At 58.3% G+C, this 17,174-nt stretch carries 16 protein-coding genes; 3 read left to right on the top strand and 13 right to left on the bottom strand.

The features are described 5' to 3' along the window. Window positions 1-51: 51 nt before the first annotated feature. The 9 genes from MF268_RS21585 to MF268_RS21545 form a co-directional block, all read right to left on the bottom strand. The gene (locus MF268_RS21585; protein ID WP_238372929.1) at window positions 52-1,857 is read right to left on the bottom strand and encodes a feruloyl-CoA synthase; all 1,806 of its coding nucleotides are present in this window, start codon (window positions 1,855-1,857) and stop codon (window positions 52-54) included. Then, on the bottom strand, window positions 1,841-2,347 hold the full coding sequence (locus MF268_RS21580; protein WP_238372928.1) for a MarR family winged helix-turn-helix transcriptional regulator: 507 nt from the start codon (window positions 2,345-2,347) through the stop codon (window positions 1,841-1,843). Before MF268_RS21580 ends, MF268_RS21585 begins: the two co-directional genes overlap by 17 nt. Before the next feature lie 4 nt (window positions 2,348-2,351). Next, on the bottom strand, window positions 2,352-3,119 hold the full coding sequence (locus tag MF268_RS21575) for a crotonase/enoyl-CoA hydratase family protein (RefSeq protein WP_238372927.1): 768 nt from the start codon (window positions 3,117-3,119) through the stop codon (window positions 2,352-2,354). Window positions 3,120-3,197: 78 nt separating this feature from the next. Continuing rightward, window positions 3,198-4,511, bottom strand: coding sequence for a TRAP transporter large permease (locus tag MF268_RS21570; protein WP_238372926.1), 1,314 nt, complete (start codon window positions 4,509-4,511; stop codon window positions 3,198-3,200). Beyond that, window positions 4,498-5,091: a TRAP transporter small permease gene (locus MF268_RS21565; RefSeq protein ID WP_238372925.1), complete on the bottom strand. Its 594-nt coding sequence runs from the start codon at window positions 5,089-5,091 to the stop codon at window positions 4,498-4,500. Before MF268_RS21565 ends, MF268_RS21570 begins: the two co-directional genes overlap by 14 nt. Before the next feature lie 64 nt (window positions 5,092-5,155). Continuing rightward, window positions 5,156-6,202, bottom strand: a complete 1,047-nt coding sequence (locus tag MF268_RS21560; RefSeq protein ID WP_238372924.1) for a TRAP transporter substrate-binding protein — start codon at window positions 6,200-6,202, stop codon at window positions 5,156-5,158. A gap of 125 nt (window positions 6,203-6,327) precedes the next feature. Beyond that, complete coding sequence (locus tag MF268_RS21555; RefSeq protein WP_238372923.1) at window positions 6,328-7,542, bottom strand: 3-hydroxybenzoate 6-monooxygenase; 1,215 nt, start codon at window positions 7,540-7,542, stop codon at window positions 6,328-6,330. Window positions 7,543-7,645: 103 nt separating this feature from the next. Continuing rightward, complete coding sequence (locus tag MF268_RS21550; protein ID WP_238372922.1) at window positions 7,646-8,344, bottom strand: fumarylacetoacetate hydrolase family protein; 699 nt, start codon at window positions 8,342-8,344, stop codon at window positions 7,646-7,648. Then, complete coding sequence (locus MF268_RS21545; protein WP_238372921.1) at window positions 8,341-9,378, bottom strand: cupin domain-containing protein; 1,038 nt, start codon at window positions 9,376-9,378, stop codon at window positions 8,341-8,343. Before MF268_RS21545 ends, MF268_RS21550 begins: the two co-directional genes overlap by 4 nt. A gap of 380 nt (window positions 9,379-9,758) precedes the next feature. On the opposite strand from MF268_RS21545, the gene MF268_RS21540 reads away from it, so the two are divergent. From MF268_RS21540 to MF268_RS21530, 3 genes are all read left to right on the top strand, one after another. After that, window positions 9,759-10,277, top strand: a complete 519-nt coding sequence (locus MF268_RS21540) for a VanZ family protein (RefSeq protein WP_238372920.1) — start codon at window positions 9,759-9,761, stop codon at window positions 10,275-10,277. 285 nt (window positions 10,278-10,562) lie between these two features. Continuing rightward, window positions 10,563-11,540: a response regulator gene (locus tag MF268_RS21535; RefSeq protein WP_238372919.1), complete on the top strand. Its 978-nt coding sequence runs from the start codon at window positions 10,563-10,565 to the stop codon at window positions 11,538-11,540. 1 nt (window position 11,541) lies between these two features. Beyond that, window positions 11,542-11,898 carry an Hpt domain-containing protein gene (locus MF268_RS21530; protein WP_238372918.1) on the top strand — a complete coding sequence of 119 codons (357 nt, stop codon included), beginning with the start codon at window positions 11,542-11,544 and terminating at the stop codon, window positions 11,896-11,898. A 67-nt stretch (window positions 11,899-11,965) separates the two neighbouring features. On the opposite strand, the gene MF268_RS21525 is transcribed toward MF268_RS21530, so the two are convergent. The 4 genes from MF268_RS21525 to MF268_RS21510 all read right to left on the bottom strand — a co-directional run bounded on the left by MF268_RS21525 (window position 11,966) and on the right by MF268_RS21510 (window position 17,084). After that, window positions 11,966-12,334: a response regulator gene (locus MF268_RS21525; protein WP_238372917.1), complete on the bottom strand. Its 369-nt coding sequence runs from the start codon at window positions 12,332-12,334 to the stop codon at window positions 11,966-11,968. A gap of 2 nt (window positions 12,335-12,336) precedes the next feature. Beyond that, window positions 12,337-13,779 (bottom strand): PAS domain-containing sensor histidine kinase, encoded by a 1,443-nt coding sequence (locus tag MF268_RS21520; RefSeq protein WP_238372916.1) that lies wholly within the window; start codon window positions 13,777-13,779, stop codon window positions 12,337-12,339. A 50-nt stretch (window positions 13,780-13,829) separates the two neighbouring features. Further along, window positions 13,830-13,985, bottom strand: a complete 156-nt coding sequence (locus MF268_RS21515; protein ID WP_238372915.1) for a hypothetical protein — start codon at window positions 13,983-13,985, stop codon at window positions 13,830-13,832. 234 nt (window positions 13,986-14,219) lie between these two features. Next, entirely contained in the window at window positions 14,220-17,084 is a 2,865-nt protein-coding gene (locus MF268_RS21510; protein ID WP_238372914.1) for a CHASE domain-containing protein, read from the bottom strand. Window positions 17,085-17,174: the final 90 nt, after the last annotated feature.

Genomic DNA, 17,174 nt, shown 5'->3' with positions numbered 1-17,174 from the left:
CTGCATAAACTTTCTTGGAGCTATTCGACGGCTCACCGGGACAAATGACGCCTATACCCGGATGACTGCCTGATCCTCGTCATCATAAAGCCGGTCCAGCAAAGCCTTGCGGCGCATCATGATCTTGCGGAAGTTGAGGTTGCCCTTTGCCGTGATCTCTCCATCGGCAATCGAGGGTGGCTCGGACAGGACCACGGCCCGGCTTATGCGGTTCGACTGACCCGCTGCGGTTTTGGCCAATTCGGCAAGCCTCTCTCCGATCTGAGTGTGCAATATATCTCCGGTAAAAACGCCATTGTCGTCACGTAGCGCACCAGACGCCGCCAGTTCCGCCCCCGGCACGATCATGACGCCCACCTGCCCACGGCCCTCGCCGGTTACCACTAGATCAGCGGCCAGCGGTGTCAGCGCCGCCAACGCATCCATCCGCAATTGCGCCGCCCGCACCCATGTGCCGGTCAACAGCTTGAAATCCTCGGATATCCGCCCGTCAAAGCGCATTCCCTTGCTCATATCCTCGGGGTCGACAAAACCCATCGCATCGCCGGTCCGGAAAAAACCCTCTTCATCAAAGGCTTCCTGCGTCTTGTCCACGGCGTTGTGATAGCCCGCCATCACGTTCGGCCCTTTGACGCGCACCTCGTAACGGTTTTCCTCGTTGGGCAGCAGCTTGACTGTCACGCCGGTCAGCGGAACGCCCACAATGCCGGAACGATCCGTCGGTTCGTGCTGGATAAGCGAGGCAGGCCCGGTTTCGGTAAGCCCCCACGAGGTATTCATAAGTGGCACCTGGCCCCGCACCTCGCGCGCCATATCCTCAAGATCGCGCCAGACATCCTGCGGTAGCGAGGCGCCCGCGTAAAAGATCATGTCCAGCTCGCGGAAATAGGTCTCGCGCAGCGCCCTGTCCTGCTTCATCGCGTCGCGCAGCATTGCGAACCCGACCGGCACGTTGAATGCCAGTGTGCTGCTCATCAGGCCAAGGTTCTCGATTGTCCGGTCGATCAGACCCTTCGCCGGTTTGCCTTCGTCGATATAGAGGCTGCCGCCATTTGCCAGCATCATGTTGAAATTATGAGACCCACCAAAAACATGGTTCCACGGCAGCCAGTCCACGATCCGGGGCGGACGTTCCCGCAGGAAAGGCAGCGCATCGGCAAGCTGGGTCTGGTTCGCACACATCATCCGATGAGTCGTCATCACCCCCTTGGGACTCGAAGTCGAACCAGAGGTCATCAGGATCTTGACAACGCTGTCCGGACCAACCCCGGCATGGGCTGCATCCACGTCCGAGCTGTCGGCCCGCAGTAGATCATCCAACAGTGTCTGACCCGCCCCCGCATTGCGGCTGACAACGACGGACCGGCCTGCCATTTCATCCATGCCAAGCGAACCGGCGAATTTCTGACCATCCACGGCATAAATCATCGCCGGGTCGATCACCTCGAGAATGTGCAACAGCTGTGCCTGCGCCCCAGGAATGAGCGAATACTGCTCGGCCACCGGAACCGCGGGAATACCCACGTATTGCGCGGCAAGGGCCAGCAACCCGTGATCGACACCGTTGCCTGAAAGGATCAGGATAGGCGTATCGTTGTTCAGCCCCCGCGCGATCAGTGCCGCGCCAAGCGCCCGCACCTGCTCAAGCGCCGACTGATAGGAAACCTCGCGCCAGCCGGGGCCGCTTCTCTCCGCGAGAAACACGTGGTCCGGGCTTTTCTCTGCCCAATGGTGCAGCCAGTCGCCGGTCGTCTCGACCACGGGCGACATTTCATAGCCAGAGGTCAGCAGGATGCTCCCGTCAGGCCGATCCGCGCGATTTACCTTATGGTGCCGGTATTCAGGACCGTTCTCCATTGTCGTCTTCCTCCCACTGAACAGCTTCGATCAGGCCAAGGGCCGAGACCAGAAGCTGCCGTTTCTCCTCATCCAAATTCTTTGTCATGCGCTCATCATGCGCGCGCACCGCCGCCGTCGCCCGCTGGTAAAGCGCACGGCCTTCCTCTGTCGGGCGCAACGCATAGGCACGTCTGTCTCCCTCGGCGGGGGCCCGGCTTATCAGGCCGGCTTCAACCAACTGATCCACGATTAGCACCATGTTGGGACGTTCGATCACCAGCGCATCGGCAAGCTCCGCCTGCCGCAGACCCGGATTGTCCACGACCACTACAAGCGCCGAGAACGTTAGCATCCTCAGGCCGAAAGGTTCAAGCACGTCCTTGAGGTCCGCCTGAATCGCGTGAAAGGCGCGTTTCATCGTATAACCGGTGAAGCTGCGCAGAGTTGCGTCACGGGTCGGCTCCGGACCAGAGCCCGCCTTGACCGCAGGTTCCGCCCTGTCCGCCATGATCCTAGCGGAAACTCGGCTGGCGTTTTTCCAAAAAGGCGGCTAGCCCCTCGACCGCGTCAGGGCTGGTCTGCGCGATCGCCGCGCAGAGGCTTTCGGCAAAGAATCCATCCGCTTTCGCCATATCCTCGATCCGGGAAATGCCCTGAACCATGATGTAGTTCGACAGCGAGGCATTCTCGGCGATCTTGCTGGCAAGCTCATAGGCCAGCGGCAGGGATTCACCCTCGCCCACCGAATAATGCGCCAGACCCAGCGCCTTGCCTTCGTCGGCGCCGTATTTGCGCCCTGTCAGCATCATCTCGATCATCCGGTCGGCGCCAAGAATGCGGCCGACGCGAACCGTCGCCCCGCCACCGACGAAAATGCCGCGTCGCCCTTCGGGAAGCTGAAAGATACAGGACGGCTCGGCAATGCGCACGTGGGTCGCCGTAGCCAGCTCAAGCCCGCCGCCAATCACCGCACCCGTCATCGCCGACACGATAGGCAGGCCGCCGTATTGGATACGATCCATCACCTGATGCCAGTTGCGCGAATGGCGCATGGTCTGCTCGGCGTCGCGCGCCACATGCTCGCTAAGATCGAGGCCCGAGCAATAGTGCCCGCCGCTGCCGGTCAGCACCACGCAACGCACACCTTCGGGCGGATTGCTGAAGAATGCGTCGAGCTCGGCCAGCAGCCCGTCGGACATGGCGTTGCGCTTGGCCGGGCGGTCCATTGTCAGGGTCGCGATGCCCCCGTCCACTTCGACCTTCAGGAATGGTTGTGTCATTGCGGCCTCCCCAACTGCAAATCCGCTATAAGGCATAACTGTTATATCTAGTAACAGTTATGCCGGAAAGATTTATTTCTACGGGATCAAGAACAATGTGATCGCCGGAAATGCGACCAGCAGGACCACCCGAACTAGATCCGACCCGACAAAGAAGATCACGGCCTTGTAGGTCTCGAGAATCGGCGTCTTGGGATCCATCGAATTGATGATGAACAGGTTCATCCCCACCGGTGGCGTAATCAGCCCCACCTCGACAACGATCAGCACCAGAATACCGAACCAGATCGCCACATGCTCGGCCGACATGCCGAAATCCAGCACCGAGATCACAGGAAAAAAGATCGGGACCGTCAGCAGGATCATCGACAGGCTGTCCATCAGGCACCCGAAGACAAGGTAAAAGACAAGGATCAGCGAGAGGACAGTCAGCGGGCTGAACCCCTGGCTGACCACGTAGTTCGACAGTTCCTGCGGCACCTGCGTCAAAGCGAGGAAGCCGTTATAGAACCCGGCGCCCAGCACGATGAAAAAGATCATCGCGGTGGATTTCCCGGTGACAAAGAAGCTCTCGATCAGGGTCTTCCACGTCAACCCGCCGTTCAGCAGGGCGATCGCCCCGGTCCCCGCAGCCCCCACGGCAGCACCTTCGGTCGGGGTGAACCAGCCAAGGTAGATGCCGCCGACGACGAGGCCAAAGACAAGCAGAACCGGCCAGACATCGACCAGCCCGCGGAACCGGTCGCCCATTGGCACCGGCGGACGCGTGCCCGCGGATTCCGGGTTTAGTCGAACGTAAATTGAAATTGCGATGACATAGCCAATCGCTGCAAGAATACCCGGGATAAAGGCCGCAAGGAAAAGCTTGGCGATGTTCTGCTCGGTCAGGATCGCATAGATGACGAGTACAACCGAGGGCGGGATCAGGATACCCAGCGTCCCGCCAGCGGCCAGTGTAGCGGTCGAAAACCCGCCCTCGTAGCCGTATTTTTTCAGCTCGGGGAGAGCGACGCGGCCCATTGTCGCCGCCGTGGCAAGCGAAGACCCGCAGATCGCGCCAAAGCCCGCGCAGGCACCGATCGCCGCCATCGCGACGCCGCCGCGGCGGTGGCCAAGAAACCCTTCGGCCGCTTTGAACAGGGCCGTGCTCATCCCGCCCAAAGTCGCGAAATGCCCCATCAGTAGAAACATGGGCACGATGGTCAGCGAATAGCTGGAGAATGTGGTGTAGGTTTCGTTCTTGAGGCGCGAGAACGCCATATTGGTGCCGTCGGTCACGATGGTCAGGCCGACAAGCCCGACAAGGAACATTGCAAGCCCGATCGGCACGCGCAGAAAGATCAGGACCATCAGCGCCGGAAAGGAATAGATTCCGATTTCAAGTGTGCTCATCAGCAACCTCCACACCTTCCCGGATGACGATGTTGCCGGTCAGAAATTCATAGATACGCACGAAGGCGACATAGATGCCGACGATGGCCGAGACGACCGCGCCGAACAGGCTCGCCGCATAGGCCCACCAGACCTTGAACTGCAAAAGAAAGCTGGTTTCCCCATAGCTCATCTTCGACAGCATGCCTTCGTAAAGCCGCCAGGCGATCAGTACGAGCGTCGCGGCAAAGACCACCTCGATGACCGCCCGCAAGAACCGGTTGACCCGGGGGCCCATCATGTTGGCAAAGATATCGACCGATGCATGGCTCGCGGTAATTTGGCACAGCGGGATAAAGGCAAAGATCGCAAACGCCACCCCAGCCTCGACCAGCTCGAAATCTCCGGTGATCGGGCCGACCCCGGCGCCAATGGCCCAGTCGGAAAAACCCGGCGCCACCGATTGCATGAAATCACCGTGGAAGAACCCGTTCAGCAGGCGCCCGGCAATTGATACGCATGTAAGAATGATCAGCAAACTCAGGACGATGCCGCCCAGAATCGCCATGAAGCGGGAAAGTCCCGTCATCAAGGTCTTCATGTCCCATCCCCGTCCCAATGACAGAAAGGGCGCGGCTGATCTCGCCGCGCCCTCTCAGATGTATTTAGTCAGTGTATTTGTCGATCAGCATCCGGGCTTTCTCGAGCAGCGCCTGCCCGTCCTTACCCTTGCTTTCCATGTCGGACAGCCATGCATCGTACACCGGCTGGGCCGCTTCTTCCCAGGCCGCCGCATCTTCTTCGGATACGGTGATGATGTTATTGCCAAGATCGACAGCGATCTGGCGTGCGGGGCCATCTGCATCCGCCTGCGTACCACCGGCGAAGATCGAGAACTCAACGCCGGAATTGTCGTCGATGACCTTTTTCAGATCGTCGGGCAGGCTTTCGTACTTCTGCTTGTTCATCGCCAGAACAAAGGTCAGAACATAGAGCGCCTTGCCTTCGAATTCGGTGTGGTTATGCACCAGCTCCGACACCTTCAGCGCCGGCGTCACTTCCCACGGAATGGTGGTGCCGTCGATCACACCCTTGGACAGCCCCTCGGAAACGGCCGGAACCGGCATCCCCACGGGCGTTGCGCCCAGTTCGGTGAGCAACATGTTGACCGAGCGCGAACCGCCGCGGATTTTCATGCCCTGCAGATCCTCGGGCGAATTCACCGGATCCTTGGAGTGGATCATGCCCGGCCCGTGCACCCATGTGCCAAGGATATGAACATCCTGAAATTCGGTGTCCTTCAGATCTTCCTCGAAGATTTCCCAATAGGCCTGGCTCATCGCCCGCGCGTTGGTCATCATAAAGGGCAACTCGAACACCTCGGTGCTGGGGAAGCGGCCCGGCGTGTAGCCGACCACGGTCCACACCACGTCAGCAACGCCGTCGATCACCTGATCCATCAGCTCTGGCGGCTTGCCGCCCAGCTGCATGGACGGGTAGATGTCAACCTTGATCCGGCCGTCCGAACCTTCTTCGACATTCTTCGCCCAGACTTCCAGAACGTCCTTAGGGACGTTTGCCTGCTGCGGCAGGAAGTGGTGCATTTTCAAGGTAACTTCCTGAGCCAGCGCCGCCGTGCCCATGAAACCGGTCGCCAGAGCTGCAAGTGCTACGCCGCCCATTGAGCCCAAAAGCGTTCTACGTTTTGTCATAAATTTCCTCCCTTTAGACCTCTACTTATGCAATATACTGCCGTAACGGAGATATATTGCAAGCAGGTCTTACCAACGGCTTGGCATAAAAACCGCTGATTCGGCAAGTTTGTTATGTCGTATATCTATCTTTGGGTCCGGGTTTCTGCGGAAATGGCACCTTCAAGCCCCGTACTGCCATACAGCCAGTCGATCTGATCGTACCATTCATCGGGCGAACGCGCGTTCATGACAGCATTTCGCAGCTCCGCATGAGCACCCGCCGGATGGTAGACATGCTGCCCTATCTCGCGCGACTGTAGCTGCACCCGCGCCGTGCGCAAGCGACGTTTGTGCTGATAAGCTGCCAGAGTGGCTTCGATATTTCCGTCATCCTCGCCCATCAGGTGCGAAAGGCAGACCGCATCCTCCATCGCCATGCAGGCCCCTTGCGCAAAATACTGCAACATCGGATGAGCCGCATCCCCCAGCAACGCCACGCGCCCGTCGACCCAGTTCATCACCGGATCGCGGTCGCAAAGCACCCACAGTTTCCAGTCGTTTCCATTGTCGATGATCTGCTTGGCAATCGGCGCCACATGCTCGAATCCGCGCCGCACCTCGTCATGACTGACCGGCTTGCCAGCGACCGGTTCGGGCGCGTCATTGTGATAGGTCACGACAAGGTTGAACATCTTCCAGCCCTTGAGCGGGTAATGCACGATATGGCATTTCGGCCCGGCCCAGAGCGTCGCCGCGTTCCAGCGCAGATCCTCCGGCATTTGTTCAGTCGGAATGACCGAGCGATAGGTGGTGTGACCGGAGACGCGCGGCTCGCCGTCATTCAGCATCTGCTTGCGGATGTTCGACCAAAGACCATCCGCCCCGATCAACATGCGTCCGGTCACACGGCTCCCGTCCGACAGGATCGCCGTCACCTGATTGCCGTCCTGATCATAGGACTCGACACCGCTGTTCGTCCGCAACTCGACTTTGGGATGGTTTTCGCAGGCACGCAAGAACACCCCATGCAGGTCGCCCCGATGCACAACCGCATAAGGATTGCCCATCCTTTTGCGAAACGCCTCGTCCAGAGGGATGCGGGTGATCTCCTCACCACTCAGCGCGTCCATCAGGCGGAGGTTGTCGATGTACACCGCCATCTCGCGGGCAGTTTCGCCGACGCCAAGATAGTCGAAAGCGTGAAAGGCATTCGGCCCAAGCTGGATGCCCGCACCGATCTCGCCCAGCTGCGCGGCCTTTTCCAGCACCAGCACAGAAAAACCTTTCTGAGCGAGACCAATCGCCGTCGCCAAACCGCCGATGCCACCACCGGCCACAAGGATCTGATCGTTAGACATGACTTCCTCCCTCGCCGTCTTTCACGGACGGTCGTTTTCCCGATGCTTGGGCCTCGGCATCATTAACTCAGGTTGAAATGACCCGCCCAGCGGCGGGCCGCCGTTATTCCGCGTCGCTCAGCGTCAGGCTGATCGGGTCCAGACCGTCGATGCCACCGGTGATCTTGTCGCCTGCCACGACTGGACCAACACCAGCAGGCGTGCCCGTCATGATCACGTCGCCGGGACGCAGGTGATAGAACTTGGAGAGGTCCATGATGATCTCGTCCAGCTTCCAGATCAGCTCGCCCAACGTCGCGTCCTGCTTGACCTCTCCGTTCACCTCAAGGTGAATGCGCTTGCTGTCCATATCGGACAGCTCACCTGCCTTGGTCAGCGGTGAGAACACGGCACTGTCCTCGACATCCTTGCCCAGATCCCAAGGCCGCTGCTTTTCGCGCGATGCAATCTGGAGATCCCGCCGCGTCATGTCGAGCCCGCAGCCAAAGGCATAGATCGCCGCCTCGGCCTCTTCCTTGCTTGCCCGGAACACCGGCGCGCCGACGGCCATCACCAGTTCCATTTCATAATGAAAGTTCTTCGTGCCCGGAGGATAAGGCATGGTCGCCCCGGTCAGCACCGCGTTGGCCGGCGACTTGGTGAAATAGAACGGCGCCTCGCGGTCGACCTCGAACCCCATTTCCGCAGCATGGGCAGCATAGTTGCGCCCCACACAAAAAATCCGGCCAATCGGGTATTCTGCGGTTTCGCCTTTGACCGGAATGGTCACGGGTTTCGGCAGGTCGAACAAAAGCTCACTCATTTGGCGCGCTCCTCATAGTATCCAAGTTTCTCCTGCAGCGGACGGTCGTGGATGCGAACCAGAAACGCCTCGCTGTCGGCATGATGGGTGATGTCCGCAAAGACTGGCGCCGTAAAGATGTCCTTGGGACCCCAGCTGATTTCTTCGCCGTTTACCACCGATTTGCCAGACCCCTTGATCACGTGAAAGGCAGCCGAGGTGGACCGCAGCGGCGGCGCATCGCTTTGCCCCGCCTCCAGCATCATCGCGGTGAACCCCATCGTCGGCAGGACGTCCTGCCCGGTTTCGGGATTGATGTAATCTACCTCGGCGATGCCATCTTCACCCCATCTCGCCATTTCGCGAAGCGCCGCTTCGGTCCGCGCCCAGGGGTAACGCATCATCGGATAGCGCCGCACCGTGTTGTTCAGCCGCCGCGACGGGGCCAGTCCCGCCGCGCGATATTCAACCTCGCTGGCATCGGGCCGGTTGCGCTGCGCCTGCAAGGGGGCTTCCTCGGCGTAAGACCCTTCGAGATATACAAAAAGCGGCAGGTCCAGCGCATCCAGCCAGACCACAGGTTCGCTCCCCTCGTGGCCATGGTCGTGCCAGTCTCCGCCGGGAGTCAGAACCAGGTCACCGTTTTCCATCGGAAGCTTCTCGCCATCGACAACGGTAAACCCGCCTTCGCCTTCGACAATGATCCGCGCGGCCGACGGAGTGTGGCGGTGCGCGGGGGCGGTCTCTCCGGGCAACAAGAGTTGCATGCCAAGGTAAATAGAAGACGTCGCCTGCATCGCGCCTGTCCCGCGTCCGGGGTCCGACAGGACCAGCACGCGGCGCTCGGCTTTTTCGACCGGGGTCAATTCACCGGCGCGCAGCAGAAGGGGACGTAACGACTCATACGTCCAGTGACCCGGGCGCGTTACTGGTTTCGGTGCGCCATGCGGCAGCACGTTCCGCATCATCGGCCAAAGCGGTGCAACGCCCGCGCTGGCCATTTCGTTGCGGTAATCCTCCGGCAGCTCTTCGAGCGTTCCCAATTGTTCGGACATGATCCCCTCCTCGAATCTCAATTAAGTTGTATACTTACTATATGCATGCAGGTCAATCCACCCCCTACGAATCAGCCATTTTCCGCCAGGCCAAATACTAAAAATTTATCGTTAACGCCTCGGTAACGAACTTGGGGCTCACTTGTCCAACGCGAAACGGGCCGTGTTGAAATCGGCTTCGCGTCGGGAGACATTCGAGTGGTCTTAGGTGTGATCATAGCCGCCATGGCGGCCGCATTTCTGTCAGCAGGCTGGGCCCTGCTCAGCGGATATGGACTGGTTACGGCACTCCTGTTCTATATGGGGGCAGGCTCGGGCACATTGCTGGTCCTCGCTTTGGCCATCAACGTCCGGACACATCTTTCGCGGATCTACCACTCATGGCGGGGTCCTGCCGCAAAACCGGTCAGCGCAGGCCGCCACTCCTGAAAATTCGCGTCGCGCAATTTCCGCACCTTGCATTTCCGATACAGGCCGCGTTGTTATCGCAACTAATTCAAGACCAAAGGACAACGCCTGCTTTGCCGCCCAGAACTATTGCCAGAACGGGTGTTTCCAGCCTTATCGAACCTGCGGCGATGGCCTTAACGTTGATCCTGGCGCTGGGGATCGCCTATGGCACCCTCAGCCCGGCACCCGAAATCCCAAGCCTACCCGGCAACGACAAGGCCAACCACTTTCAGGCCTTCCTGCTTCTGACCCTGCCAACAGCGATTCTTGCACCACGACGGATGGTTTGGACTGTCCCGATGATCGTCGCCTTTGGCGCGGCGATTGAATTGATCCAGCCCTTTGTCGGACGCGATCGCGAATTCGGCGACTTCGCAATTGATTGCCTTGGCTGTATTATGGGCATTGTGATCGGATGGATTATCCGGCGCCTCGCCTCTTTTTTGTAACTAGCTGAAAAAATTGGATTTTGAGGCGCGCCAGTTTCTCCATTCAATTTACTTTGAATCTCTGGTTCATCGAAGCTGATGAGAATCAAAGCAGGTGAAGTGATTCGTCACTTTTAGCTGAATTGCTTCTTTAAAAGCCCAATCGCCTGCCACATTCGCGCCTCAATGTTTTGTAGAAATAAAGCAACGGCCTGTATTCAGAAAAGAGAATCGCGGGTGACAAATGGGCAGAAGCTACTGTCCGGAAATCAGAATTTGCTTTCGAGGCAAGGGAACGAGGCTAAAATGCGTGTACTGGCAGTAGATGACGATCCGATCATCCTCGAACTGCTCGCTGAGCTTCTCGCTACTTTTGGCGATCACGACATAACGACCGCAGACTCCGCTCTGGCGGCACTGGAAATCGTCGAAGATCCCGCTTGCGAACCTTTCGACTGTTTCCTGCTCGACATCCAGATGCCCGAAATGGACGGTATCCAGCTCTGTTCGCGGCTTCGTCTTATGGATCGCTACGTCGCCACGCCGATTCTCATGATCACCGCCATGTCGGACAAGGCCTATATTGACAACGCCTTCACAGCCGGCGCGACGGACTATGTCACCAAGCCCTTCGACATCACGGAACTGAAATTCCGCATCAAAAGCGCCGAAGACAGGCTGATCACCACCGACGGCGCGGCAAAGAAGATCTTTGCCGTCAGCCGCAACGACATCCCGCAGGAACCGGTCAAGGTCTCCCTGAACGAACCTGTCACGATCATGGATGTGGACGGGGTCATCGACTATTTCGCGTTCGAAAACTACATCACACAGCTCTCGCGTGGCTCGCTCTTTGGCTCGACCGTCTTCGCCTTCTCTATCCGCCGGATTGAGCAACTCTATCGCGAAAGCACACCTTTCGGGTTTGAATGCCTGATCACTGATACGTCCGAGGCGATCTCGGATTGCCTCAAGCCGCAGCAATTCCTGATCGCTTATGCCGGGAACGGCACTTTTGTCTGCGTTGTCGAAAACGGTTACCGTCCGGATCTGAACAACCTGACCGATGCGATCAACCTCCAGATCCACCAGATGGATTTGCATTTCTGCGATGGCCGAAAGCTTGATTTCCGGGTCTGCCCGGGTGAGGCGCACCGTCTGATCTGGCGTGCCGGTCGCAATGCGATCGACGCGGTTATCGATGCCCATGCCAGCGCCGAGGAAGAAGCGCTGCGCCGCGAGAAAGCACAAGAAAGCTACTGGCTGGCTGAACGGGCAGGCTGAAATGATGGATGAACAGATGATCCCGGGAATCGGCCGCATCCGCGCACGTTTCCTCGACATGCTTCCCGACCGCCTCAACGAGCTTGAGGAATTCTTTGCCGAGATGCAGGAAGACTCGCTCGATATGGAAGCGCTCGACCAGAGCCAGGGCATCCTGCACAAGATCGCGGGTACGGCCGGAACGCTCGGCCTTCAGGAATTGGGCGACATGGCCCGTACTTGTGAAAACAATATTGTCGGACTGATGAAAAACGGGACACCCGATCTTGAGCAGGTGTTCATCGACCTGGGCCGCTTCTTCGCTATAGCCGAAGAAGCGCTCGAAGATTGGCCGGTGGCGCAGGCGAAATACGCTTGATCCCGCCCCCGAAAGAAAAAGGCGCGCCAGTTAAACGGCGCGCCTTTTTCGTTGGACAGAAATCCTGTCAGCCGCGAAGCGCCGCCATGATCTGATCGCCAAGGGTGATCGGATCAAAGGGTTTCACCACGACCGTCAAAGCCGATTGCGCCTTCAATTCCTCGATTTCCGATGGTTGCGCTCGCGCGGTCATGAAGATGGCCGGCGTATCCTCCAAGCCTTCGATCTTGCGCAGATGCTGCAAGGTCGTCGGACCACTCATGCCCGGCATCATCACGTCCAGAAGCAGCACTTCGGGCTTGAACTCGGGTGCCCGTTCGATGGCCTCCTCGCCCGAGGGGCATTGAATGATCTCGAACTGTCCCGAAAACTCCAGCGCCATCTTGGCAACTTCCCGGATATCCTCGTCGTCTTCGACATGCATTAATCTAAGCATCGTTAAGCGCCTTCCACCTGCTTATCCCCGTCCCGTTCATCGGCGTCGTAAATCGACCCGACTTCGACCAGCGGGAACTCAACAAAAAACGTCGAGCCTTCGCCCAGTCGGCTGACGAAATCGATCAACCCGTTTTGCTCGTCCATGATCGCACGGGCAATGTTTAGCCCAAGCCCCGTGCTCGCAACTCCGCGGCGTGACCCCGAGGCCGCCTGCGTGAACCGCTCGAAAATACTGGCCTGCGCGGCCTCGTCGATCCCTTCGCCAAAATCGCGTACGCTGATCCGCATCCGGTCATTGACCCGCTTCATCGCCACTTCGACACGGCCGCCCGGAGGCGAGAACTTGGCCGCGTTGGACAAGAGGTTCGTCAGAACCTGCAGCGTCCGCCCGAAATCAAAACTGGCCGTCGCCTCGCGGTCCGCTTCCATCAGGGAAACCGATACATCGAAACGGTTGGCAAATTGTTCATTCGCGGCGATCGCTTCCTCTACCACCACGACCAGCGGCATGACCTGCATGTCGAAATCCATCTGGCCAGCGGCGATCTTCTCTATATCGAGGATGTCGTTGATGATCATCACCAGCCGGTCCGCGTTGCGATAGGCGATGCTCAGCATCCCGCGCGCTTTCTCCGGCAACTCACCAGCCGCGTTCGAAAGCAACAGCCCCATGGCGCCCTTGATCGACGTCATCGGCGTGCGCAGCTCATGGCTGATCGTGGCGAGCAATTCCGCACGCACGCGCTCAATCTCGGCCTGTTCGGTCTTGTCCCGAAGAATGGCTACGATGATGCGTTTCCCGGCGGGCGCCTTGTATAACTGTAGCCTCAGCTCATAGGGAACATTGAACAGGACGGCATCGTAATGGACCTGGTCCGTCTTGCCGTCGAGCAGCGGCGCAATACGCTGCACAAAACCATCGAAATCCTGCTCGCTGAACACCTTGCGCAGGTTCCAGTTTTCATAGCCCGCCTCGTTCGTCTTGGCGCGCCGCATCGCTGCTTCGTTCATATAGGTGAACGAAAACGTATCTGAATCGATCATGTAGACTTCATCAGACAGCTTGTGCAGCGTTGTCGTCAGATCGTTGTGGTGATCCGCAAGCTTGCTTTCCGAGATGTCGCTCCGGATCGAAATCGCGCCAACCAGCTCACCCTCGGGGTCGCGGCGCGGCACGATAGTCGCCTGCGTCCACATAACCGACCCGTCCTTGCGCATCAGACGCATCTCACCCGTCCAGGCCTGACCGTCAATGATCTTGTCGCGAATTTCAAAGGCCATCGGCCTGTCACGCTCGTGATAAAGCGAGCTTGCAGATTGACCGATCAGTTCGGAACTCGAAAACCCGGTAGCCGATAGGAGGCAGTCATTTACTTCGATGATCCTGGCTTGCAAATCGGTGATCTGGATCATCGCATGCTGGTCCAAAGCCGCAATATCCATCAACATTTTTGATGTGTACGATGAGTTTTCGTGATTCGCATGCATGCGCTTCATATGCTCACTAAAAGGGTAGCCGTAAACACGCTACCCGTTTCTTTGCTCCAAAATTTAGCCTCCGGTGCAAACGCGCCGCTGCCTGCAAGGATAGACAGGGCAGCAGCCAGAATGGCGGCGCCTTGTCCGGGGACGAACTTGGAAAAGTTCATGTTATTCCTGCCCCTGTCCTCTGCGGCGGCCGGTGATTTCTTCACCGTCACTTTCTTATGCTCGGAGACCAACAAACCAAATATAACCGATCAATTGTCTTTGAGCCGAACTACCCGACCAAGAGCGCAATTTGGGGTCCAGATAATGTCAAAAATTGGAAATGTTCAAAAACAATCCAATAAAACCTGACGGCCGGAGATTACAAAAGTTGCGCTCCCTTACTCAAATATTTCCTAACCATTCGCTGCCGTAGAGGCAAGCGCACCGTTATCATTTTGAGAATCTCTCAGATAGCGTGGCATTGTGAACCAGAAAACCGTCTCTTCGCCAAGCTCGCTGTCATAGCCGATCTCGCCGCCCATGTGGTTGATCATTCGCTTGCAGATACTCAACCCAAGACCCGTCCCCCCCTTTTCGCGGGTGTCTGTGCTATCGACCTGCGAAAACGGTTGGAAGATCTTGGTACGGAAGGAATCCGGCACGCCGCGGCCCCGGTTGCGTACTGAGAACAGCACGTCTTCGCCACGGACCTCGCCCTTGACGTAAACCGTGCCCTTGCTCTCCGAAAACTTGCACGCGTTTGAAACGAGGTTGTCGAAAACCTGCGCGATCCGCGCGGTATCGGTCCAGATGGTGCACTCCTCTTCCGGCGGGTCGAATTGCAGGGTAACGCCCAGATTGTCCGCATAGCAAAGCATCTGGCTCTCGGCATCCTTCATGACCTCCGAAACCATCTCTTCGGAAAAATTGAAATTCATCCGACCGGATTCAATCTGCTCCATGTCAAGAATATCGCTGACAAGCCCGATCAGCCGTTCCGCGTTGGACTGCGCCATGTCCAAAAGTCGTTTGGCAGGCGGGGCGATGTATTCTGCGGTCGATGCCTCGAGCAATCCCAAGGCCCCGCGTATTGCCGTCAGCGGTGTGCGCAACTCGTGGCTCACCGTCGCGACGAACTCGCTCTTGATCTTTTCCACATGCTTCTTCTCGGTGATGTCACCGATCTGCATGATATAGATGTCCTCGTCGATCTGGTCGTCATGGGTCCAGCCAACATCGACCATCCCCCAGAACCTCGACCCGTCCTTACGGACGATCTGGCATTCCGTTTCAAAGGAATGCGCGCCGCTGGCCTTCAGACGCGCGACCTCCGGAATGATCCGCTCGGAATCCTCGCGCGAAATCAGGTGGACGAAATTGCGCCCGCCTTCCATCTCGTCTTTCTTGTAGCCGACCATCTGACAGAGCGCTTCGTTCACCATCGTGAAATGACCATTCACATCGATCACCGCGTTGCCGATAGGCGCGCTGGAAAAGATCAGCCGGAACCGTTCCTCGCTGCTGCGTAGCGATGCCTGCGCAAGAAGCTCCTCGGTCACGTCGGTCTGCGCCCCGACAAGCCGCATCGCCCGTCCGTTGACATCGCGATCAACCACGGCCGCGTCCGACCGCATCCAACGCCAGCTCCCTTCAGGGGTCTTCAGCCGGTAGAGTGACAGCGACCGGTCAGTCTCACCCTTGATACAGGCCTGATCAGAGGCCAGCAGCGCGGGCAGATCGTCGGGATGAACCCGGGACATGAAATGCTCCTGCAGGGATTCATTTGAGATCCCGTCATCGATCTGCATCAGCCGTCGCCAGCTTGCCGAGACCGCAGATTTCCCGGTTTCGAGATTAATGTCGAATACACCAATCTCTGCCCCGCGCAGCGCCAGATCCCAGCGCCGTTCGGTTTCCGCGACCTGTTCATGCGCGCGTTCAAGCGCGGTGATGTCGCGCAGGATGAATGTCGTACGATCAGCGCCTTCAGCGGTTTTCCAGTGCCTCTTGCCAACGCCCAGTATCCGCGCGCCATTTTCGACCGGAACATTCTGGATCTCCTCCGCTTCCGGCACGGTTTCGAGTTCGGGGACGACATCCACCATCTTGGCACCGGACACGTCGGTCCGGGATTTCCCCATGATCTTGTAAGCGATCTCGTTGCAGCGGATCACGCGATGGTCGCCATCGATGGTAACAAAACCGACAACGGCATTCTCGATGATCGCCCGGTTTTCCTCTTCGCGGGTCTTCAGTGCATGGGTCTTCTCGATGACCTGCTGCGTAATCACCTGTTCCCGCCGCGAGATCGTCCACAGGAGGAAGCCGATAAGCGAAGTAAGCACCAGACCCGCCAACAGGATGATCAGATCGAAATGGTCGGTCTGGGTCGCCTCGTAGTTCTGGCTGCTCGACCATTCGATCGTCCACGTCCGGCCAAAGGCTTCGATCCGTTTGACCTCCCGGAACCTTGCCGCCTCCCGGTCGAACCCCTCGGGCGCTGAGTCATAGATCAGATGCTCCGGCGCCACGACAGAACTCTCGAACACGCGGAACTCAAACTCGTGATGTTCTAGGCTCGTCAGACCGGAAAGAAAACGCTCCCCAATGAACGGCATATAGACCCAGCCGCGAAACGCGGCACGCCGCTGGTCCTGCGTGTTCGTCTCCAGATCCGGCCAGTATAGTGGCATCAGCAACAGGAACCCCGGCTTGCCGATCCCATCCTGCACCAGTTGCAGGCTCGGCGTCAGCAGAGGCGCCCCTGTATCGCGGGCGGTCACCGCCGTTCTGCTGCGGGTTTCGTCGAAATTGAGATCAAGTCCGATGGCATCCGAATTCTCGTCCTGCGGTTCGATATACTTGACGATGAAAAGCGGATCGGCGCCCGTATCCGGATGGACCTGCAGGTTGGGCTGCCCATGCGCCGCCGCCTCGGCGATGAACGCATCGAGATCTTCGCGAGCCACCTGCTCGATGTAACCAAGGCCCAGAATACCCGGCAGGTAGTTCCGGATCGCCATCTCGGACATAAAGCGTCGCAGGTCGTCCCTTTCGACCGTTTGTGAGCCGGAAAACAACCCTGCAAGTCCGGCAAGCGCCGAACGGCATGAATTCATCCGGTTCTGCAATGCATCCCGATGATAGGCCGTGATCGCGGCGAAATCTTCCCTCGCCCCAAAGCTCCGCTGATCCGACACAAAGCGATAAACCCCAAGCGCCGTCAGAACACAGACGATCAGGATGCCGACATTCGCCGTTCGTGTATCCAATCTCAATCTGAACAACCTCGAAATCCGCGAAAATAGCGCCGGGAAAAGGACTTAATCTTCGTTATATAAACCCCACCTCTAGGGTGAAGACGCAAA

Source organism: Heliomarina baculiformis (assembly GCF_019966545.1).
GTDB lineage: Bacteria > Pseudomonadota > Alphaproteobacteria > Rhodobacterales > Rhodobacteraceae > Heliomarina > Heliomarina baculiformis.
This window is presented reverse-complemented; position numbering and strand designations above follow the sequence as displayed.

What these genes read in the sequence shown, in the direction of transcription:
- MF268_RS21555 (WP_238372923.1), bottom strand. Translation starts at nt 7,542, where the DNA reads ATGTCTAACGATCAGATCCTTGTGGCCGGTGGTGGCATCGGCGGTTTG.
- MF268_RS21515 (WP_238372915.1), bottom strand. Translation starts at nt 13,985, where the DNA reads ATGAACTTTTCCAAGTTCGTCCCCGGACAAGGCGCCGCCATTCTGGCT.
- MF268_RS21540 (WP_238372920.1), top strand. Translation starts at nt 9,759, where the DNA reads ATGGCGGGGTCCTGCCGCAAAACCGGTCAGCGCAGGCCGCCACTCCTG.
- MF268_RS21565 (WP_238372925.1), bottom strand. Translation starts at nt 5,091, where the DNA reads ATGAAGACCTTGATGACGGGACTTTCCCGCTTCATGGCGATTCTGGGC.
- MF268_RS21575 (WP_238372927.1), bottom strand. Translation starts at nt 3,119, where the DNA reads ATGACACAACCATTCCTGAAGGTCGAAGTGGACGGGGGCATCGCGACC.
- MF268_RS21580 (WP_238372928.1), bottom strand. Translation starts at nt 2,347, where the DNA reads ATGGCGGACAGGGCGGAACCTGCGGTCAAGGCGGGCTCTGGTCCGGAG.
- MF268_RS21525 (WP_238372917.1), bottom strand. Translation starts at nt 12,334, where the DNA reads ATGCTTAGATTAATGCATGTCGAAGACGACGAGGATATCCGGGAAGTT.
- MF268_RS21570 (WP_238372926.1), bottom strand. Translation starts at nt 4,511, where the DNA reads ATGAGCACACTTGAAATCGGAATCTATTCCTTTCCGGCGCTGATGGTC.
- MF268_RS21560 (WP_238372924.1), bottom strand. Translation starts at nt 6,202, where the DNA reads ATGACAAAACGTAGAACGCTTTTGGGCTCAATGGGCGGCGTAGCACTT.
- MF268_RS21535 (WP_238372919.1), top strand. Translation starts at nt 10,563, where the DNA reads ATGCGTGTACTGGCAGTAGATGACGATCCGATCATCCTCGAACTGCTC.
- MF268_RS21520 (WP_238372916.1), bottom strand. Translation starts at nt 13,779, where the DNA reads ATGGATATTGCGGCTTTGGACCAGCATGCGATGATCCAGATCACCGAT.
- MF268_RS21585 (WP_238372929.1), bottom strand. Translation starts at nt 1,857, where the DNA reads ATGGAGAACGGTCCTGAATACCGGCACCATAAGGTAAATCGCGCGGAT.
- MF268_RS21545 (WP_238372921.1), bottom strand. Translation starts at nt 9,378, where the DNA reads ATGTCCGAACAATTGGGAACGCTCGAAGAGCTGCCGGAGGATTACCGC.
- MF268_RS21530 (WP_238372918.1), top strand. Translation starts at nt 11,542, where the DNA reads ATGATGGATGAACAGATGATCCCGGGAATCGGCCGCATCCGCGCACGT.
- MF268_RS21550 (WP_238372922.1), bottom strand. Translation starts at nt 8,344, where the DNA reads ATGAGTGAGCTTTTGTTCGACCTGCCGAAACCCGTGACCATTCCGGTC.